The following is a 20690-nucleotide window of genomic DNA, read 5'->3' as shown; positions in this document are numbered from 1 at the left end:
CTTACATTCCACGGCCACCTCCCGAACCAGTCGTCGAGCGGAATGGCCCGCTGACAGCCGTGGGGAGAATCTGGGGAGTCTGGAGCGACATGCTGTTCCCTGTCCTCCCCAGCAGTCCGTCGATGGCCGTGCGTTTCTTGCTTCCTGCTTCTGGCATGAAGTGTGCATAGTAACCGAGGGTGATCGCCGGTGAGGAGTGCCCCAGCCAGCGGGCCACGGTCACCACGGACTCCCCCGCCTCCAGCATGATCGAGGCGAAGGTGTGCCGCAGCACGTGGAAGCCGTCGTGCGGGGCCGCCTCCCACTGCCACTGCTTCGCCCCCTCCGCCTGCGGCCGGATGACGCCGGCCTTGGCCAGCGCGGGCTTCCAGGTGTAGGTGTTCCACGTGTTCACCGCGATGGCGTTGCCGTAGCGGGTGGTGAGCAGCAGGGGGTACTTCCTGCGCTGAGCGGTCGCGGCCGGCCTCTCCCACGGCAACTCGACCTCCAGGGGCGGGAACGCCGCGACGTGGCGCTTCAGCGCCTCGGCCACCACGGGGGGGCATGTCGACGATGCGGGTCTTCTTGCCTTCGGCAGGGCGAAGTAGAGCCTCCCATTGACCGCCTGGACCTGGCGCCGGACGCGGAGCACGCCCCGCCCGTAGTCGATGTCCTCCGGGCTGAGCCCGAACACCTCGCCCTGCCGGAGCCCGCACCCGAGACCGAGCACGACGGCGATCCGGTTCCGCGGGCTGATCACGTCGCGGACCCGCAGCGCGGTCTCCAACGGCCACACCTCACGGCGCCCCTGCGCGGCCCGGGGCCACCGCACGGACTTCGCACGCATGGGGTTCGCGGCGAGCCGCTTGTCGTCCACGGCCGCCTCCAGGATGGAGGACAGCTCGGAGAGGATGCCGCGACGGTAGTCGACGGAGGGGACGGCGCCTTCCATCGTCGCGATGTAGACGCGCAGGTCGGCCGCCGTGATGTTCTTGAGGGGCGTCGGCGAGTGCATCGCCGCGTGTGCCGAACGCCCGCCCTCCAGCTTCCTGGGCCACCTCGGACGCGAGGTCCGCACCCTGCTCGCGGACGGCATCACCCCCGACCGCGTCCGCGCCGCGCTGGTGCTGCACCGCCCCAAGGGACTGCACCCCAGCACCCTGCCCAGCCTCGTCAACGAGGTGATGAACGCCGACACCTCACGCAGCACCCCGCTCCGGGCATGGACCAACCCCTCCGACGCCACGGCGGCCTACGGAGGCCAGCTGTGAACACCACCACCAGCCGCAGACGCCCGCCGCGGCGCGTCGGCGCCATGGCCCGCATCGACGCGATCCTCGCCGCCCGCGACCTCGACCCGGAGGCCGCCGCGGCCACGGAAATCCCGCCGGACGAACCGGTCTCGGCGCTGGAGCTGGCCGATGCCCGCATCCGCGAGCGCTGGACCACCGACACCCCCGCCCGAGACGCTGCCGCCCCCCTCAGCCCGACCACCGACCCGGCCGGACGCGGTACACCGCCCACGGCGGCTGCCGCACGCCACAGCACCGCCTCCGCCGCCTGGCAGGCAATCCTGGTCATCGAGCACGGCGACGACACGGGTGGCCGCCGGACACATCGCCGCAGCCGGCGAAGTCCTCGACGCACTGGTCCAGACATCCACCGCCCGCACCCGCCACACCCTGCGCGACGCGGCCCGCGCATTCGAGCGCGCCTCCCGCTCCCACGTCCACGCCCTGCGCCAGGCCGCCCGCGCCCTCGTCCATACCGGCACTGCCCTCGGCCGCGGCGAAGACGGCGCGACCACCGCGATGGCCATCGACATGCTGTTCTTCCTCATCACCGCGGCCGGCCACTGGCACGCGAAGAAGGGCCACGCCCAGCAGGCCGCCGCCGCACACCGGGCCGCGGAGCACCTGCGCGCCGCCTACCGGACCGCCGCCGCCCACCCCCTCAACAGCATGTACCGGCGCGGCCGACAACTGAGCCGCACCCGGCTGGACCAGCAGAGCACGGTGGTGCACCAGGCGATACCAGAACTGGCCGGGCGCATCCTCGCCGAACCAGGCTGGTACGCCCTCGCCGCCACCCTCACCGACGCCGAAACCGCCGGCCACGACCCGGCAGCCCTCCTTGCCGAAGCCACAGCACGACGGGAACTCGGCACGGCGGACTCCGTCAGCGACGTACTCGTGTGGCGACTCCGCCGGGTCGCAGAACTGCCCGCCGACACAAACACCACCATCCCCGGCGCCCCCACCACACCGGCACCGGCAGTCCCGCCAAGCCAACGAAATTCTCGACGACCGAGACACCAACCATGACCTGCGCTGCCGTCCGACTCGGGACCCTGCGCCCCGCCACTGTCCGCCCCTTCCCCGTACCCCGACCGGAATAACGCTCGCGCTGTTACGAGAGTGGTCACCCCGTCTGGGCCGAAGCCACGCCATGCTGCACGCATGAACGATGACCAGATCAGGGGAACTGCGGCCATGCTCGTCAACGACCGTCAGGAGTATCTGCTGCACCTGCGCGACAACATCCTCGGCATCTGCGACCCGGGCGTCTGGTCGGTGCCCGGTGGCAATCGAGAGCACGGGGAGAGTCTTGAGGACGCCATCCGGCGGGAACTGGCCGAGGAGACCGGCCTGACCACCCCTGATCTCAAACGGTTCACCGTGGCCGAGATCGCCGTCCCGGACGGCACGGTCAAGGGCTACGTCCAGGTCTTCCGCGGCCGGTGGAACGGCGACGCCGCAGCGCTACCGCTGACGGAGGGCGTGATGCTCCACTGGTTCTCGGCCGACGTGATGCCGCGCCTGCGCATGAGCCCATGGGTCGAAGCCGCCGTCAGCCTCGACCGGACCCGGCCTCTCGTCTAGTCAGCGGGTGACCGCGAGCGCGAGTTCCCGTACACCGGGTGTACGCGAGTGACGGGAAGACAGGTCTCCGACGATGGTGCGAATCGCTGGCCGGTCGCGTACCTCGCCCGGACTGACCCGTATGGCGGCGAGCAGCTCTCGGGCGGTCTGCTCCGGCTTTCCCCACTGCCACCAGGCACGGGCCATGTCGGTGTGCATGCGGCTCTTGCGTTCCGGGGTCGGAAACAGGTCGGCTCGCAGGTCACGGCCGGCGTCGAGCGCCGCCCCCGCGTCACCGAGGGCCCAGTGGACACCCACGGCGTAGAGATTCACCGCTGCGGGTGAGATGCGGAACAGGCCCCCGGCGAGGGGAGCCTCCGGCAGGCGTCGAGCCGCTCGTCGGGCTTCACCGATCATGTCCAGGGCCTGCCCACGGTCTCCAGCGCGCGCCGCGGTGTACGAAGTGGTGCATAGCATCTGTGCGTACGCGGCGGCTTGTGCATCGGTCGCCAGCCCCGTCGCCTCCACATCCGCGACCGCGTTCAGAATGAGCCGCTGCGCCGCGGCCGGCTGGTCCTGGTGACGGAGCACGATGGCAAGTTCCCGGGCCGCCGCTGCGGCGGCGAGCGGCGAGCCAGACAGGGAGGCGTACGTCATGGCCCGGTCAGCGGTAATCCGCGCACGGTCGTGCCGACCGATTTTCACCAGTACCTGCGAGGTCAGGGTGTAACAAGCGGACAGGCGGGCGTGATCGAGGTCTGCCCTGGTCCGTGCCGCGTGGTGGGCGTCCCCCAGGACGCCGGGGAGGTCACGGAGCAGCGCCGCGTGCTGTCCCGCGTCGAAGCGACCGCGCGCGGCGGCGAGCCGGGCAGCGACGGGAGCGGCGTCGCCGGACGGACTCGGTGTGCCGGCCAAGGCGTTGTCCACGGCCAGGAGCAGCGAGGCGGGCACCGCCGTTCCCGCTGCGGCGAGCAGAGTGCGGCGGCGCATAGGGTCCTCCTCGGCGTCACGCTGGGCGTCGTGCGCCACTGTAGTGCCGGAGGACGCCGCGACATCGGTGAAGCCACAGGCTGCCGCCAGTAAGGGTGACGGGAGGCCGACCGCGTCGGCTGCTGCGCGAAGCAATGCCATGTCGGTGACGCGTCTCGATCCCTCCAGCCGGGAGACGGTGGAGGCGGAGCATCCGATCAGAGTGCCGAGGTCGGCCTGTTTCCAGCCTCGCAGCAGACGGCCCAGGCGGATGAGGCCGCCCGGGGTGCGCTGCCGGACGAGGGCGTGCGCCTCCGCAGAGGTCCAGACGCCTGATCCGATGGCGAGCATCGTCAGCCCTCCCGCATGCCCAGAGAACTGGGGACCCCACCGTACGAACTGGGTGGGGCCGCGTCGACGTCGTGTGCAGTATCTGCACACCGGCCGGAGAAGATGAGCGACCCTCGAACTCACGTCCCGAACGGCCCCCTCACACAGTGAAGGGGCCATCAGGTCGCGGGACCACTCGGATCAGACGTATGCGTCAGTGGGGAGGTCGCCGTGGCTCACTCCGGTGATGAAGGAGGTCCACGCGCTGCGCCGGAAGACCAGTGCGGGGCCCTGCTTGTTCTTGGAGTCGCGGACCCCGACCTGCGTGCTCTTCAGGTCGGCGGCCTCGACGCAGTTGTTGCCGGTGCCGTCGCTGTAGGAGGACTTGAACCAGGCTGCTTCGGGGGCGACGTCAGTGGACGGCTGGGGTATGCGATGAGTGTTGATGGCTCCGCTACTTTCCGGTGAGTTGTTCGAGGAATGCGATGGTTTCCTCAAGGCCGAGTGCGGCCCCGACCATCGCGCTGAACCGGCGTGTGAACCGGTCGACTTCGCGGGGCTTGTCCGATGTGGAGACGGCTCCCCACGCGTTGTCCGTCTGGATCCGGGACGGAAGTTCGCCCAGGTCCAGGATCGTGAAGTCGTTGCTTGAGCGGTAGCCGCGCTTGAACGGCAGAACCTGGATCGAGATGTGGTCCTGCCGGGCCAGCTTGATGATCTCGTGGTACTGCTCCCGCATGGTGTCCTCGTCCCCGACGGGAATGCGCAGAGCCGCCTCCCCGAGAACGACGCGAAGCCGCACGTCGTCACGTTCCAGTGTTCTGCGCTTCCGCTCCATCCGCAGGTCGACGTTGCGGCGTACGAACTCACTCGTGGTGTCCTCGACGGGGCGCTGCACCTCGAAGAGGGCCCGCGCATAGCTCTCCGTCTGCAGCAGGCCGTACACGACGGTCGGGTGGTAGGCCAGAATTTCCCTCGCTTCGGCCTCCAGGCCGACGAAGTGCGGCATCCCCGTCGGCATGAACGCGCGGTACTGCGTGAGCCAGTCGTCGTTCGGAGCCTCTCGGTTCAGCTCGACCAACTGCTCGACCAGTTCCTCGTCGTCGACCTTGTACCGTCGCAGCAGCAGGCGCAGATCCCCGGGGTTTCTTCGGAAGTTGAGTTCGCCGTTCTCGATCCGGGCGAGCGACGCCTCGGACAAGGCCCTGAGACCACGTACGGCGTCCTTTCGGGTCATCCCTCGCGCCCTGCCGTCTTCGACCGGCGGGCAGTTCTCGCGCAGTTGTCTGAGTTGGATACCGAGCTCCAGTCGTCGCCCGGTCGCCCCTCGCCTTGCCGCCACCTGTGCACCACCCCCACGCTTACGCGCTGGTCGAGTATGACCCTGCGCAGAGTGTGGCATCCACCGTGCAGTCGGTGCAGCCCCCTGCGCAGGTTCCGGCATAGTCCATTTACGCCTCCACTGAATTTTCAGCGGGGATCCAGTTGATTCTCTATGCGGTCTACCGCCACGGTAGTTGAGCCAACACAACCCCTGCCAGACAGGCACTGAAGCTTGCATCTCAGTGCCATGCCGTCCGTCCTGTCGTAGCCCAACGCGCTGGACGTCCGAAGGCTCGGAATGACACAGGCCCCGCCCCGCTGGTCACGCCGACGGGAAGCGGCGGTTCTCGGGAGCCAGCAGCACGGTCCTCACCCCTCACCGGCCTGGACCGCACCCACCCCCACGGAGGGACCACGTTGTGATCATGACCGGTAGCAGAGACGCGGGTACCGCGACGCCCAGCTACACCGAGACACTGCCGTGCCTCAGGCAGTCAGCCGAGGGGGTTCGTCGACTCATCTCCACCGCGCTGCGGCGATGGGGAATGACCGCCGCCGTCGACACCGTCGCACTCGTCGCCTCCGAACTCGCGACGAACGCCATCCTGCACTCCGGACGTCCCAGCTTCCGGATCAGGATCTCGCGCACCGATGCCCGGACCGTCAAGGTCCTGGTCTCGGACAGGAACCGGCAGGTTCCGGTGGTTCGCGGCGCGGACACCATCGCCGAGGACGGACGGGGGCTGCTCCTCGTGGACAAGCTGAGCGCCGGCTGGGGCTACGACCGCACGCACTGGGGCAAGACGGTCTGGGCCATTGTGAAGGTGCCGCCCGCATGACCGCCGCGGCAACGTGGCGCTCTCCGCTGGACACCGGCGAGCTACGGACAGTACTCGACTGTCTGAAGCGGCGCTGGCAGCCGGTGGACCTCGCGTCGGTATTCGACGCCTTGGACCTGGTGCTGGGAGAACGACCACCGGACGTCGGCCAGGTGGCTGCGATCACGGAACACCTACGCGCCTCACTGACCGACCTGGCCGAGGTCGTCGTCACCGACGGGGGCGCTTCCACGGATCCGACCCTCCACACGCTCATCCAGTGCGGCCGCTCACTGGCGGCCGAGCCGACGTCCAATGGCCGTGGACCGTCGCTGGGGCTGGTGCGGCGCCTGGCGTGGAACGTGTCCGACCTCCTCGACCACCTCATCGAGCAACGCTACCTCTTGGACATCGACTGATGGACACGCTACGAGGACCGACCCTGGTCCCCTACGTCACTCGTCGCAGGGGCGAGGACATGGTGCCGCACTCCCAGCTGACGTTTCGCCACCGCTGGCCTACGAGCCAATTCGAACTGGGTTACGTCGACGAGCGGAGGGAGGACCGTGACCTGCGCGGAGTGCTGTGGGCCCGATGCGGGCAGAACCCGCTGAACCGCCGAGGGATGCTCACTGGCGAGCCACGGTGGCTGGAGATGCACCCGTTGAGGCAGCGCGAGTGCATGCTGCGTCTGCGGTGCCAAGTGTGCGTCCGCCCGGCGAAGACGCCGCTGGGATGGGTCTTCTTGGCGCCACCGGACTGGACGTCGCCACACAGGACGCTGGAAATCACTCACCAGCCGCCTGTCTGTGCCCGTCACATCCGCCCCTCGGTCACATTCTGTCCAGCTCTCGACGGGCATCCGAGGGTCTACCTGGTACAGCGCGCGCCGCTCTACGGCGTCGAGGGCTACCTGTACGGATACGGCGCCGACGGCATCGACGTCGTAGCCGACACTCCGGACTTCGCCTTGCCCTACGGCCACACCAACCTGACAACGTTCCTCGCCTCCAAGCTGATCCGCCGCTTCACGGACTTCCGACTCGTCGACCTACAGGAACTAGTGAAGAGCCTGGAGGGAGCCGCATGAGACGCCCGAAGCCGCAGTCCAAGGCCCACTTGCCGCAGGTGGAGCTGAACCGGCAGCGCAACATCCGACGCATTCTCGATCCACCCAGGCCGACGCCCACGGACCACTTCTGGCGCCTCCGGTCGACGATAGAGGAGTGGTGGTGCCGGCACTTCACCCAACGGGACCTGTACCGCCTCCTCGACCGGTCCCTCCTCAGGCTGGACGTCGACGACCCGGAGACCTACCCGGACCGAACGGAGCGGTGACTCCGTGGGGCCCGCCGCTGTCCTGCAACCACACATGCACGACTTGCATACGGCGTGCACGCCTCGACAGTCGACCACTGGGTCGGCCAGGCCGCTGGTCGACTGCCATCAAGCCCCGAACGAAAACCGCCTCATCGCTCGACCGCGCCCCAGTTCGTCCGCGGCCACTCAGCAGCCCGGACAGTCACCATGAAGGACGTCAGCTATGTACCTGCCCCACCCCGTCATCGATCAACTGTCCAGCACACAGGTCAGGAACTGGAACCAGCACTTCGCCGGAGACGGCCACGAGCGTCCCCGCAGCGTCGAGGAAGGGATCTGGCGCCGCACCCAGGACCCCGCGAACGCCGAGCAGTCCGGCTGGAGCGAGGACACCGAAGGCCGCCGTCGCATCGTCCACTACCGGTACGACTACGACCTGGACTACACGTTCCCCGTCCCCCGTCTGGTGCTTTCGGAGCTGTACCTGTACGTCTCCCACACGGCGCCTGCCGAGGAGATCGGCACCTACGGCAAGCGTCTGCTGGGCTGGCTCGCCGAAGGCCGCTGGAAGATGAAGGCCGACGGTTGGCACCGCGGGGACCTGGTCGTCACTCTGCACGAGTACGACGACCACCCCCAGGACGAGCGCGCCGACCGAGACACACCCTCCGGATTCCGCTCGCTGGACGTCCTGATCACCTCGGAGGGCTACCGCGAGCCCTCCCGCTGCCTGCGCAACCTCCCGTGGAACGTCCTCGCCGGCGGCATCCGGATCAAGGAGCGACGCGGCAACCCCATCTACGCCGAAGACCTGACCGGTCTCCTCGACTTCCTGCCCTTCCAGGTCGAGGTGGGCTGTGGCACGTCGATCGAGGCCGGCATCCCGCCCCTGCACTTCCTGCACGAGGTCTACCGAGTCACGACTCGAAGGGACAACGCCCTCACCCAGTCCCACGCCTTCACCCTCAGCCCGCAGGCCGACACCCTCGTACAAGAGGTCCTCCTCGACGCCACGCACAAGGCGGGCTCTTTCACCCGCATGTTCGCCGCCTGCTTCACCGCCGAGCCCACCCCCGCCCACCACGCCCTCGCGGCTTTGCACGCAGCCGGACACCTGGTCGGTCCGGTCATCACCCACAACTTCGACGTCCTCGCCGCACGAGCCGGCCTGCCCGAGGTGTTCGTCCGCCGCTACGACCAGAAGGTCCCACCGGTACCGCTCCTCGACGAAGCGAAGGCGCTCCTGGTCATCGGCCTGCACGCCGACCGGCGCGAGGTCCAGCGACGGGCCCGGGAAAGGGGGCTGCGCCTCTTCTTCGTCGACCCCGAGGGACTGACCGAGAACGGTGTCTTCAAGGCGTACCCCATCGAGGGGGCCCGCGAAGGCGACGTCGTCGTCCGCGCGCGAGCCGTCCCGGCGCTCGGACGCCTGTGCGACCTCCTCGGCATCACCCTCTGACCGACGGGTGACCAAAGCTCGACACCCGTCGTTGCGGGGGCAATACCGCGCCGTGGGGCGCCCTGCTCACGTCCCACGGCACCCGACCGACGACAAGGACACCCATGCGCGTTTCAGTGATCGGATGCGGGCACCTCGGCACCCCGCACGCCGCCGCGATGGCCGAACTCGGCCACGAGGTCCTCGGGGTCGAACTGAACCCCGACACCTGCAAGATCCTGCAGACCGGCCGCAGCGTCTTCTACGAGAAGGATCTGGACGAACTCCTGGACAAACACGTCTCCGGCGGCCGACTGCGGTTCACCACCAGCCTGCACGAAGCCGCCGACTGGGCCGATCTGCACTTCATCGCCGTGGGCACGCCGCTCCGCAGCGACGGCCGTGGCTACGACGTCGGCCAGGTCATCGGCGCGGTGCGCGCTCTGGTCCCGCTGCTCACCCGGCCCGCCACGATCATCGGCAAGTCCACCGTCACGGTCGGCACCGCCGCCCGCCTCCAGGAAATCCTCGACGAGCACGCGGGTTCTCCCGACGTGCACCTCGTATGGAACCCCGAGTTCCTGCGCGAGGGCCACGCCATCGCGGACACCCTGCGCCCGGACCGGATCGTCGTGGGCCTGACCGCCCCGGAAGCGGAGCAGGCCGTACGGGATGCCTACGCGCCGATCCTCGCCCGCGGTGACGCCGAACTGATCGTGACCGACCCGGCCACCGCCGAGGTCCTCAAGAGCGCCGCGAACGCCTACCTCTCCACGAAGATCAGCTACATCAACGCCATGGCGGAGGTCTGTGAGATCACCGGCGCCGACGTCGCCACCGTGGCGTACGGCATCGGCATCGATCCCCGCATCGGACACGCCGGGATGCGCCCCGGCATCGGATACGGCGGCGGCTGCCTCCCCAAGGACGTCGCCGCCTTCACCCACCGCGTCGGCGAACTCGGCGCGACGGGTGCCGCCGGCCTCCTCAACGCGGTCGAGCACATCAATAACGCCCGCCTGGACGCCGCCCGCGACCTCGTCGAACACGCCCACGGCCGCCCTCTCGACACAGCGACCGTCGCCGTCCTCGGCGCCTCCTTCAAGGCAGGCACCAGCGACGTCCGCAACTCCCCCGCCCTGCACTTGGCCGGCCTGCTGCACTCATCCGCCGCAAGCACCGTCATTCACGACCCCGAGTCCGTGCCCGCCGCTCGCCGACTGCACCCCGAGTACACCTACGCGGACGACCTCGACACCGCCCTGCGGGACGCGGACGTCGTGGTCCTGGCCACTGACTGGCCGCAGTTCACCCAGGATCCAGCTCTGCCTGCCAGGGCCGCGACTCGGGTTCGGCGTCAGGTTTTGGTCGATGTGCGCACGGCCGTCGACACGGACACTTGGACCGACGCCGGCTGGACGGTGCACCAGCTTGGTCGTCCCGTACAGCGCGCGACGGTCTGACTTCCCGGGCAGGGCTGCGGAACCGTTGTACGGACACTTCGCCCGTGGACGCCGGGAAAGACGTGAGCGCGGAAGTGTGCTCGACGCAAGGCACATGTGCCCCCGGCCATCGTCGGCCAGTTTCACGCCAACGCCGGAGACCTTCGGCGCTCGTGGGCGTGTGTTGTCAGTTCTGGACACTAGTCTCGGTCACCCGGCAAAGGGCCGGTGAATCCAGGGGGAGCACAAGACCGCCATGCCCGACAATCACACCGGATACCTGATCTCCGTCATCGACGATGATCCGCTGCGCGCCCGTAAGGACGCACGCGAGTTACTCGCCGCGCTCGGCGAGGCGGACCCGTCTGCGGGGCTGGATCTGCCCAAGTCCGGCAGCGCGGCAGGAGTCGGCGACAAGGGCGGGCCGTCCGTCGAGACCGTCGGGTTGCTGCTGAGCGCCGGCTCGTTCGTGGTCGCGCTGGTGCAGACGTGGCTGGCGCGCGTTCCGCAACGCACCATCGTGGTCAAGCGTCCCGACGGGTCAACCCTGCACATCACCGGCAAGGAGGCCCGCGAGGACGACACGCTGATCGAGCGATTCATCACGGACGACGGCGACGGCGACACGGCGACGACGGGGTGAGCGGCAATGACCGACAACGACCGGCACGCGTTGCTCGTCGGCGTCTCCACGTACGACAGCGAGAGTTACTCCGACCTTCCGGCCGTACGCGCCGATCTGCACTACATGCAGGCAGTGCTGGAGAACACCGAGATCGGCATGTACAACGAGTGCGCTCTGGCCGCAGAACCGACACGGGCGGAAATGCTGCACGCCGTCGAGACATTCCTGGAGGCGCGACAGCCGAGCGAAACCGCGCTGCTCTACTTCAGCGGGCACGGCGAGTTCTGCGAGCAGGACGGCCAGCTGTACTTCCTGACCCGAGACACCAACCCGTCCGACCTGCCTGGCACGGCCGTACCGGCGGAATTTCTGGAGCGGATGCTCCAATCCTGTCGGGCCGCCTCCAAGCTGGTGCTGCTTGACTGTTGCTCCAGTGGGTCAGTCGTCCAGGGATGGACCGCGAAGGGCCCGTCGGGGGAACCGGACCCGCCCTCGCCGAGCACGCTGCTACGGCCGACGGGCGTGTACTTCATCACTGCGTCCGACGCCCTCCAAGCAGCCTCCGCGATGGCGCCGCCCGGGTCGAGCCTCGGCACGTCCCGGTTCACCGGGGAGATCGTCGAGGGGCTGCGTAGCGGCCGGATCAAAGAGGGCGGCTGGATCACCCCGGACGACCTCTTCGACTACCTGACCACAGAGATGACCCGCGACGGCGTACCGGAGGAGCAGCGGCCCACCAAGTCCACGATCAGGGCGACGCGTCGCCTTCCCTTTGCCCGGTCAGTGGCACGGCCGGTGCGGCTCCCCGTGCTTCCTCACGACGGTGCCGAAGCCGTCCGGCATTCCCCCACGCTGCTGAAGGCCCGGGAGCTAGCGGAGGCGGACGAGCGGGACGGCGTCGACCGGCAGGGGCTGCTGAGGTACTACGCGGACTGCCTCACCGCGCAGGCGGCGGCCGGGATGCGGCCCGAACGGAACAGCGGCCGGAACAAGAAGTACTTTCTGTTGGCCCAGGGTGAGGAAACCATCCAGTCGGGGCGGGGACCGCACATCGTCGCGCCCGGAGCGCTGCCCCGGCCGGAGGGGCGGAGCGGCTCGGACACCGAGGCGGGGGCACGGCAGGAATGCTGGTACGGCTATCCGGCGATCACGCTGCCCGCGCGAGACGCAGGCCGAGGACGGCGCGCCACGGTGGAGCTGGCGCCGTTGCTCATCCAGCAGATGGAACTGGCGCCGGACGAGGAGGGCCGGGATGTGCTCCGGCCCAGCGGTGTGCCTTCTCTGCACAGCGGTGTCGTCGCGGAGCTCCTGGACGCGAGTGACGCGGCCGACCTGGTCGCGCGCTGGCAGCCGGCCTGGCAGGAGGGTAATGACGCCCAGATGCTTCGCGCTGTGCGGGAGCTGCTGGACGAGCTCGGGTTGCCGGAGCTCGAGCCGCTGGACCCGTCCGCGCTGAGCGAGCGCACGGTGATGCAGGCGCTGCGGCCCGGCGCGCACAACACGGCCGTGCTGCTCGTGCCCTCGGGCGCGGAGACCATGGCCACCCAAGCTCTGGTGGACAACCTGCTTCAGATCTCCACGCGAACAGTACAGATGACGGGCACTGCTCTGGACGCCCTACTGAACGGAGAGGCTCGGCAGATGCCGACTGCCGTCGCTGCGGACCCGGTTAGGCCCATCGCTCCGGGACCGTGCAACGAGAGCCAGGAATCGGTGATCTCGTCGGCGATGACCCAGCCGCTGACGGTGGCGACCGGGCCTCCCGGCACGGGCAAGAGCGAAGTCGTCACGGCGGTCGTCACCACCTGTGTGGCCGCGGGGCAGTCGGTGCTTGTCGCCTCCACGAACAACGAGGCCGTGAACGTCGTCGCCCAGCGCTGCGACGACATCGCGCCCGGTCTGCTGATGCGGACAGGCAACGCGGAGGCGCTGGAGCGGGAAGCGGCCAAACTGGAATGGCTGCTCGACGAACCGACTGAGGTGCCGCGACGCGGATCGGCCACAGTGGGCGGTGAGCTGCGCAACACCCGGGGGACGTCCGAACGGCTGCGGGCACAGGCTGCACACCGCGTTGGCGAGGAAGGACATCTGCTGGAGCTGCTCCGCAGCCGGGAGGAACGGGCTGCGGACCTGGAGTTGCCCCTGCACCTACTCGAAGGGATCTGGTCGGCGAACGTCGCCGGCGTCGTATCGCTGGGCCGGTGGGCGGAGCGGGCAGGCAAGACGGCCGTGGCCCGCTGGTGGCAGCTCGGGGCGTGGCGGCGCGGACGCACACTCGCCACACTCGTCGCCGCTGGAGCGGACCGTGCGGACGGTGCCGGACCGGCGTGGCCCGAGTGGGCGACGGGACGGCCCGTGCCACCCGAACTGCTGGAATCGCTGGCCGGGATCGTGTCCGTGGAGCGGGAGGTGCGAGAACTCGTCCACCGGCATGCGGAATGGGACGAGGAAGGACTCAAGCAGTCCCGGCTCGCGGCGGCTGAGGCGCTGTCCTGGCTGTCAGCTGAACTGTCCCGTGCCCTGTCGGCCGAGGCCCTGGGCCGGGCCACCGGGCTCATGAATCAGCGGCTCCAGGCGCTCCGCCGCCGCTCCGGCTACCAGCGCAGCCAGAAAAACCTGATGACGCACATCAAGGGGTGGGCCGTCAGCACCCACTCTGTGCGACAACTGGAACTCGCCCCAAAGCTGTTCGATCTGGTCGTCATCGACGAGGCCAGCCAGTGCTCCATCCCGTCGGTGCTGCCGCTGCTGTTCCGGGCCCGCCGGGCACTGATCATCGGTGACCCCATGCAGCTCGGGCACATTCCCGGCGTGTCACCGCAGCAGGAACGTCAGGCACGAGTGCGGGCCGGGCTGAGCGCCGCACAGCTGGAACACCACCGCCTCACCTACCACGTGTACTCCTCGTACCACGCGGCCGAACAGCACGGTGACAGCGCGCTGCTCCTCGACGAGCACTACCGCTGCCACCCTCGGATCGCTGACATTGTGAACGGCCATTGCTATGGCGGCCGGTTGCGAGTGCTGACCGACGTGCGACGGCAGGTGCCGGCGTACGACCCGGTGGGAGCGGCCGATCCGGCACCGGTGCTCGGCTGGGTCGACGTACCGTCCGGAGAGTCGGCGCGCGGTATCGACGGACAGTCCTGGCGGAACGCAGAGGAGGCGGCGGCCGTCCACAGCGTGGTCGACGCTCTACTGGCAGGACTTCCGCAGGAGGCGACGGTGGGAGTGGTCACGCCGTTCCGGGCGCAGAAGGAGACACTGGCACGGATGTGGCGAGACGACGACCGCGTCCGGGTCGGCACCGTCCATACTTTCCAAGGCGGTCAGCGGGATGTAATGGTGCTCAGCCCGGTCGCGGCACCCAACACACCGCCCCGCACAACACACTGGGTCGCGAGTCAGGTCAACCTGTGGAACGTGGCGGTCACCCGGGCCAAGTCGCAACTGATCACGGTGGGCGGCCGTGCCTTCTGGCAAGACCAGAGCGGCCTGCCCGCCCTGCTCGCCGCGCGTTCGGCACCATGGGGAGCGGGCGACGACGGCACGAGGACCGAGATAAGCACATCCGGTGCGGTGACCGGGGCCCGCGAGGACCTCGCCGACCGTCTGCAGCGATACCTGGCCGCACGGGGCGTCACCGATCTGGAACGGGCCGTACTGGTGGGCGGCCACCCTGTGGACCTGCTGTTCACCGACGCCGGCAGGAACACGGCGGTGCTGATCGACCCCGGCCCGGAGCCCGGTGCGGACCCCGCACGGCACCTTCGCCTGATCCAAGCGCGAGGCGACCTGCTCACCGGCCTGCCCTCCGGAGGCCACGGGGCCAAACCCTGCCCTGTGAGCCGTACGGTGCGGGTGCCCGCCTGGCGAATCATCGCGGGCGGGACCGCGCTGGCACCGCTAATCGGCTGAGCGCCTACGGGACGGTTGCGTGGCACCGGAATGCCCGCTCCTTCGTGACCGCCTGGGAGTGGCAGCCGGAGAACTTCCTTCTGCGGTGAGTGGCTCAACAGCGTGCGGCTCGCGCGCCTCAATGCCCTCGGTCCCTGGGATGAGGTCGGTCTGTAACGGTGCGGGCGCGGAACGACGGGCGGTGTCCGGGACCGGCAAGACGTTCCGGCGTTGCAACTCGGCGACGCTGACAGCGGTGCCATGACGATACGGTCGAGCGGCTCGTTCTGAGTCGACTGCAGCTCGACCAAATGCCACAGGACAGCCAGCACATACTGAGGCTTTTCCATCTTGATCAGTTGGCGAGTTCGAGGGCGACGACGGCTCGGACTATGGCGGTGATCCGGGTGGTGCTGCAGCGGAGCTTCCGCAGGATCCGCCAGCCCTTCAGGATCGCCATGGCGCGTTCGCCGAGGCTGCGGATCTTGGCATGGTCCCGGTTGTGACGCCGACGCCAGCCGCGCAGATTCCTGCCGCGGAACGGGACTCGGATGGCCGGGCTCGCACCCTGATACGCCTTGTCTGCCCAGCACTTGATGTCGCCGGCGGCCGGCGTGGCCGGGATGTCGTGGGTCCGGGCCGCGGTCAGGTCGTGCGTGGCTCCCGGCAGTGCGTCCGAGGCCCAGATCAGGCGTCCGGTGGGGTCGGCGAGAACCTGCACGTTCATGCCGTGGTGCTTCTTCTTCCCCGAGTAATACGGGCGGTCGGCGGCGATACGGTCGATGGGCAGGAGCGTGCCGTCGAGGATCACGTACGCCTTCCTGCGGACCGTGTCCATGGCCTGCTCCAGCGTCGGAGCCAGCGGGGCAGGAGGTCGACGGCCTCGCGTATATAGCGGTAGACCGTCGCGATCCCGATGCGGAAACTTGCCGCGAGGCGGGCGTTGGGGGTGCCCGCGGCCGGAGGCTGGGGGAGTGTCACCGCAGCGCAGGTGCGCGAGGACGAGCAGGGCCTGCCGGCCACAGGCGAGGCGGCGCCGGCGGGATCCGATCCGACGCCGGTGACCCGCGAGCAGACCGGCGAGACGCTGCAGGGTACGGCTGGACAGATTGATGGCAGACGGGTAGACAAGCACGAGAGCTCCTGGCGGACTGGTGATCTTGGTCGTGAACCCGTCTACCAGGGGCTTTCTTCATGCCCGCCACCGGGGCGCCGGCCCAACCACCCGTCAGGTTGGAAAAGGCTCACTACCTGCCTTTCATCGAGGAGACATCCGTCGGCTTCGCGTGGGACTGGTGACGGTCGCGACGGTCCAGGTGGACGGCCACCGTCGAGTAGAAGCGGTGCACGGCGTCGTCGACGCTTCGGATGAAGCCCGTCTCCGCGGTGCCGCGGGTGCTGCCCATGCTTTTGAGCAGGGACAGACGGAAGCCGGTGATCTGCGCGCCGTTCTTCGGGAGGAGGTCCCCGGGTTCGGGACGCAGGCGTTCCAGCGTGCCGCGCGGGCCGCCGGTCTCCGTGTCGACCAGGGTTTCGATGTGCAGGTCGGCCGGCGCCTCGGCCAGCTTGCGGATGAGCCGCTTGGCCCAGGTCAGCGGGTAACCCTCGGTCGGCGCCGCCGTCTCGATGGACGTACGCAGCTTGCCGGTGCGCAGGTCGGCGGTGAGGGACAGGACGCCGGGGGTACCGTCGATACGGAGTTCCGCCTGCAGACGGCCCTCCAGGCAGAGCCGGTCGGCCATCTGGGCGCGGAGCAGGCCGGAGTCGACGCCACGTTTGGCGCGTCGGACCGGGAGTACCTTCTGTCCGAGTTCGCCGCCGAGGCCGAGGCAGACCTGACGGACGAGGCGTTCCCAGCTCTCGACGACTTCCAGGGCGCGGGCGTCGCCCTGGCACAGGGTCTCGTCGTCGATGCCGTTGCGGACCGGGACCCAGGCCGGCCCCATGTTCTGGAAGCCGTGGCAACCGGAGTTGTCGTGCTGGACGTAGTGCAGGAGTTCCTGCAACAGCCAGGCGTGGGCGCTGTTGCCGACCCCTTCGTGCCGGATGAGCATCTGTGCCTGGTGGGCGATCTCGGCCCAGGACAGGTGCCACAGGGCGACCTTGTGTTTGCGGCGGTTGTCGACCTTGACGTCGACGAGGGGGCTGCCTTCGAGGGCCACGTCGTTGGAGAGGGTGATGACGGCCTCGTAGCCGCGGCGGGCGGCGATGTCCATGTACGCCTGGACCTGCTCGGACTTCAGGGCGTTGCCGTTGGTCTTGGTCTCCACGAGAGCGGTCCAGAGCTTGCCGGCCCGCTCCACCCGGATGACACCGTCGGGCCGTCGGGGTGAGTCGCCGTTGGGGAGGGTGACCTCGGTGAAGGTCTCCATGCGACCGGCCGGTGCGCCGAAGGCGGCGGTCAGGCGGCGCCCGAACTCGGGGACCTGGGACATCACCGACAGCAGCACCGAGGTGGCGCGCATCTCGCGGTCACGGTCGCTCTTGACGGCGGAGACGGGGAAGAGCCGGGCCTCCCTCCAGGACTCGTTCTCCGCCAGAGTCTTCCTGGCCGTCGGCGGGAGCGTGATCTTCTTCTTGGCGGTGCGGGGGCGCGGTGCCCTGGCCGCCGGAGCCTGCGCGGCCGGGACCGGCCGCGCAGGCTCCGGCACGATCTCTTTCGCAGGCCCCGGCACGATCACGACCGTGGGGGCCGCGGCCGGGGCGGCACCGGTGGTCACGACCGGCCCGTCGTCGGCGGCCTCGGCGCTCTCCTCGGTGGGCGTGTCGTCGTCGATGTCGACGCCGTAGTCCGTCGCGAGGCCGGCCAGGCCGCTGTCGTAACCCTGGCCGATGGCCCGGAACTTCCACTCTCCCTGGCGCCGGTAGAGCTCGGCGAAGACGAAGGCGCTCACCGAGCCGGGGTCGTCGATGGCGAAGCGGAGCAGGTCCTCTCCCGAGGCGTCGGCCAGCGTGGCCCGCAGTCCGTCGAGTTCGTCGAAGCGCGCTCCCTCGTACCGGCTCGCGGCGATCACCATGCGCTCGACGCCGGACGGCACGGCAGTCAGGTCGAAGACGATACGGTCCTCGCTGCCCTCTCCCGTCGGCTTCTTGCCCAGCAGTTCGACGCTTCCGTCGGCGGCCACGGGATTGTTGTAGAAGCAGAAGTCGCCGTCACCACGGACGTGGCCGTTCTCCCCCAGCAGCAGGACGGACACATCCGCGTCGCCCTCACCCGACCGACTCGCCCACTGCAGGCTCACGATCACGGAGCCGGTGTTCTCGCTCAGGGCCGCCAACGCGACATTGGCACCCTTCGTGATTTCGTACATGGATCCCCCCACACGAGCACAGTGCGGCAACTCTAAGGCGGAAAAGTGCACTGTGCAGGCTGTTGTCGGCACATTCCGCGAAGAATCAGCGCACCGGTCCGTGCCCGTGCTGCGCGGGCGTGCGGCTCGCGCGCCATTCGGGGGCCTCCGCCGTCTCGGTGAACTCCAGGAGGTGCTGGCCGGCCAGCCGCCGCAGTGCGGTGCGGACCTCCGCGGGGGTGGTGTAGAAGAACTCCCGCCGCGTGTTGACGCGGTTGACCCGTCGGTCCTCGAACTCCTGGTGCAGCCGGCGCTCCAGACCCACGGCGTCCTCGCTGAAGATCAGCGCGTGGACGTCGAAGCGGAAGGGCACCGAGGCGTCGCCGAGTTCGTTGACGCGGTCCATGGGGTCGAGGCGCCGGGTCAGGCCGATCTTGACCATGCGTTCCCCGAACGCGCCGATGTTGGAGATGACGTAGACGTATCCGGCCCGGATATTGGCCTCGCGGGCCTCCACCGCACGCAGGTCGTCGTCGAGCTGGGCGAGCCTGCCCTCCAGCTCCGCGATACCGGCCGCGTCACCGGTCCCGGCGCGCAGCCGCCGCAGCGCGCTCTCGTAGTGACCGCGTTCCTTCTCCAGCCGCTGCCGCTCACGTTCGATCTCCCGTTGCAGCCGCTCCTCCTCCCGCTGCGCGGCGCGCAACTCCCGCTGCGCCTCCTTCTCCGCTTCCTTGCGGGCGAGGTGGTCGGCGGTCAGCTCCAGTTCCTGGACGCGCAGCCGGTGGTACTCGTCGCTGATGCGGATGTGCATCGTGGCGCCGAGCCGCGCGATCGTCTCGCGGGTCTTGCCCAGCCGGTCGATCAGCGAGGACAGCCGGTGGGGACGCATCCCGCGTACCGCGTTGTCCGCCTCGGCATTGTAGGCGCGCAGCATCAGCTTGGAGAAGTCCCGCACCATCTTGCGTCCCTGGGCCAGGGAGCCGTTGACGGTCCAGTCCTGGGCCGCCAGGACCGCGCCGTTCTCCCGGGCCAGCCGCTTGTACCGGGTCTTGATCTCCTCCAGCCGCCCCGCGTACGCCACGGCGTCGGCCAGCGGGTGCCGGTACTCGTAGATGCCGGCCTCCTGCAGCATCCGCACCTCGTCGATGACCACCAGGTCCGCCTGCGCGGCGGCCACCTGCCGCTGGGCCTGCTCCGCCTGCTGCCCCAGCGCGTGAGCCTGGTCGCGTACGTCGACCAGTGACCGCGCGGCCCGTTCCGCCGCGTGTTCCACCTTGGCGTCCAGCAGACCGTCGATGCGCTGGAGTTCGGCCTGCTTCTCCTCGTGGGCCTGCCGCAGCCGTTCCTGCTCGGCGGCGATCGTCGCGCTGTCGGCGCCGATCACCCGCGCCAACTGGTCGGTGAGCTGGGTCACCTGTGCCGCCAGCGTCCGCGCTCGCTCCTCGCTGCGGGCCAGTTCGCCCGCGAGGTTCTCCGCCGCCGCTTCCGCCTGCTTGCGCCGCCGCCCGAACAGGCCCCCCTGAGCGACTCCCGCCCCACCACCGGGAGCCGGTCCCGCCGCCGACGACTGCTCCGGCACCCACAACTGCCAGCCCGGCGGAGGCGCCGGCCAGGAAGGATCCGGCCGCCAGCCCTGCGGAGGAACCCACCCCGGCGCGGGCGCCGGCCAGCCGGGCGGAGGATTGAAACGGTACGACGTCATGCGGCCCTGCTCCCCGATTACGGAGGCCACGAAGGACGCCGACGAACAGCGGACTCCCCCGAGACCGGTCTTGCGTGTGAGGAGTACGACTGCTGAGGGGGCCTACTGGTTGCATGCGAGGACGCGCGGGCGGGAGAAGCGTGCCTTGCCGCCGGCCCTCGGGGTGGACTCTGGCGGCATCCTCCCGGCCGGGGTCCGCTGCACGGCAGACACGTGCGCGTAGGTGTGCAGGTGTAAGGACCGGGTCAGGGCCGGGTCGTCGAACTCACGGGCGGGGGTGCGCGGTCGTGACGTCGTCGCTTCGACGTCACTCGGCCGTGCCGTCCTCGGAGTCGGGGCCGGGGTCTGCCGTGAGCAGCATCAGTTCGTCGTCGTCCCACCGCACCGCGATGGCCTCCCTCGGGTCCGAGCCGACGACGGCGTACGCGGTCGTCGGCTCGTGGGCGGGCGTGGTGTCGGGGTCGTTCGGGGTGTCGAGGCAGGGCGGGAACTCCGCGGTGCCGAGCGCCGCGCCGAGGGTGAAGTCCGGGCCGGTGGCGTCGGTGTAGGTGCGGCCTCCGTAGGTGGCGGTGATCGCGCAGGAGGCGGCTGCCTCGCCGCCGCCCCCGCCGGACGCCGTACAGGCGGTCGCCGTCAGCACGGCGGCGGCGACGGCGGCGAGGGCGGTAAGGGTGTGGGTGTGTCGTCGCATCTGTG

General features: G+C 69.5%; 17 protein-coding genes and 2 pseudogenes. 11 read left to right on the top strand and 8 right to left on the bottom strand.

The window, feature by feature from the left end; all coding sequences use genetic code 11:
- Position 1: 1 nt before the first annotated feature.
- Entirely contained in the window at positions 2-994 is a 993-nt protein-coding gene (locus UW392_RS26895; protein ID WP_320777711.1) for a site-specific integrase, read from the bottom strand.
- Here UW392_RS26895 and UW392_RS26890 point away from each other — a divergent pair.
- From UW392_RS26890 to UW392_RS26880, 3 genes and pseudogenes are all read left to right on the top strand, one after another.
- Positions 963-1250, top strand: a complete 288-nt coding sequence (locus UW392_RS26890; protein WP_414496705.1) for a hypothetical protein — start codon at positions 963-965, stop codon at positions 1248-1250. The genes UW392_RS26895 and UW392_RS26890 overlap by 32 nt on opposite strands.
- Before the next feature lie 134 nt (positions 1251-1384).
- Positions 1385-2303: pseudogene (locus tag UW392_RS26885) on the top strand (mobilization protein); the annotation flags it as partial.
- 135 nt (positions 2304-2438) lie between these two features.
- The gene (locus UW392_RS26880; RefSeq protein WP_320777710.1) at positions 2439-2861 is read left to right on the top strand and encodes an NUDIX domain-containing protein; all 423 of its coding nucleotides are present in this window, start codon (positions 2439-2441) and stop codon (positions 2859-2861) included.
- Here UW392_RS26880 and UW392_RS26875 read toward each other — a convergent pair whose 3' ends face one another.
- The 3 genes from UW392_RS26875 to UW392_RS26865 form a co-directional block, all read right to left on the bottom strand.
- The gene (locus UW392_RS26875) at positions 2862-4160 is read right to left on the bottom strand and encodes a helix-turn-helix transcriptional regulator (RefSeq protein WP_320777709.1); all 1299 of its coding nucleotides are present in this window, start codon (positions 4158-4160) and stop codon (positions 2862-2864) included. It lies immediately after the preceding gene.
- Between the two features lie 180 nt (positions 4161-4340).
- Positions 4341-4637: a DUF397 domain-containing protein gene (locus UW392_RS26870; protein ID WP_320777708.1), complete on the bottom strand. Its 297-nt coding sequence runs from the start codon at positions 4635-4637 to the stop codon at positions 4341-4343.
- Positions 4594-5541, bottom strand: a complete 948-nt coding sequence (locus UW392_RS26865) for a helix-turn-helix transcriptional regulator (RefSeq protein WP_320777707.1) — start codon at positions 5539-5541, stop codon at positions 4594-4596. Before UW392_RS26865 ends, UW392_RS26870 begins: the two co-directional genes overlap by 44 nt.
- Positions 5542-5887: 346 nt before the next feature.
- Between UW392_RS26865 and UW392_RS26860 the strand changes: the two genes are divergently transcribed.
- The 8 genes from UW392_RS26860 to UW392_RS26825 all read left to right on the top strand — a co-directional run bounded on the left by UW392_RS26860 (position 5888) and on the right by UW392_RS26825 (position 15023).
- Entirely contained in the window at positions 5888-6301 is a 414-nt protein-coding gene (locus tag UW392_RS26860) for an ATP-binding protein (protein WP_320777706.1), read from the top strand.
- Positions 6298-6699, top strand: a complete 402-nt coding sequence (locus tag UW392_RS26855) for a DUF6415 family natural product biosynthesis protein (protein WP_320777705.1) — start codon at positions 6298-6300, stop codon at positions 6697-6699. Before UW392_RS26860 ends, UW392_RS26855 begins: the two co-directional genes overlap by 4 nt.
- A 59-nt stretch (positions 6700-6758) precedes the next feature.
- On the top strand, positions 6759-7370 hold the full coding sequence (locus tag UW392_RS26850; protein ID WP_320777704.1) for a hypothetical protein: 612 nt from the start codon (positions 6759-6761) through the stop codon (positions 7368-7370).
- The gene (locus UW392_RS26845) at positions 7367-7618 is read left to right on the top strand and encodes a hypothetical protein (protein ID WP_320777703.1); all 252 of its coding nucleotides are present in this window, start codon (positions 7367-7369) and stop codon (positions 7616-7618) included. Before UW392_RS26850 ends, UW392_RS26845 begins: the two co-directional genes overlap by 4 nt.
- A gap of 205 nt (positions 7619-7823) precedes the next feature.
- Positions 7824-9059 (top strand): hypothetical protein, encoded by a 1236-nt coding sequence (locus UW392_RS26840; protein WP_320777702.1) that lies wholly within the window; start codon positions 7824-7826, stop codon positions 9057-9059.
- A 104-nt stretch (positions 9060-9163) separates the two neighbouring features.
- A complete protein-coding gene (locus UW392_RS26835; protein ID WP_320777701.1) occupies positions 9164-10501 on the top strand; it encodes a UDP-glucose/GDP-mannose dehydrogenase family protein in 1338 nt (445 codons plus the stop codon).
- A gap of 235 nt (positions 10502-10736) precedes the next feature.
- Positions 10737-11123, top strand: a complete 387-nt coding sequence (locus UW392_RS26830) for an effector-associated constant component EACC1 (RefSeq protein WP_320777700.1) — start codon at positions 10737-10739, stop codon at positions 11121-11123.
- A 6-nt stretch (positions 11124-11129) separates the two neighbouring features.
- Positions 11130-15023: a caspase, EACC1-associated type gene (locus UW392_RS26825; RefSeq protein ID WP_320777699.1), complete on the top strand. Its 3894-nt coding sequence runs from the start codon at positions 11130-11132 to the stop codon at positions 15021-15023.
- Between the two features lie 334 nt (positions 15024-15357).
- Here the strand turns inward: UW392_RS26825 and UW392_RS26820 are convergent.
- The 4 genes and pseudogenes from UW392_RS26820 to UW392_RS26805 form a co-directional block, all read right to left on the bottom strand.
- Positions 15358-16137: pseudogene (locus UW392_RS26820) on the bottom strand (transposase family protein).
- A 112-nt stretch (positions 16138-16249) separates the two neighbouring features.
- Complete coding sequence (locus tag UW392_RS26815; protein ID WP_320777698.1) at positions 16250-18313, bottom strand: TerD family protein; 2064 nt, start codon at positions 18311-18313, stop codon at positions 16250-16252.
- 85 nt (positions 18314-18398) lie between these two features.
- Positions 18399-19871 carry a DUF4041 domain-containing protein gene (locus UW392_RS26810; RefSeq protein ID WP_320777697.1) on the bottom strand — a complete coding sequence of 491 codons (1473 nt, stop codon included), beginning with the start codon at positions 19869-19871 and terminating at the stop codon, positions 18399-18401.
- Between the two features lie 430 nt (positions 19872-20301).
- Positions 20302-20685, bottom strand: coding sequence for a DUF6281 family protein (locus UW392_RS26805; RefSeq protein WP_320777696.1), 384 nt, complete (start codon positions 20683-20685; stop codon positions 20302-20304).
- Positions 20686-20690: the final 5 nt, after the last annotated feature.

This window comes from Streptomyces sp. CRN 30 (genome assembly GCF_034105845.1).
Note: the sequence above shows the minus strand (reverse complement) of the source record. Positions and strands in the feature narration are given on the sequence as shown.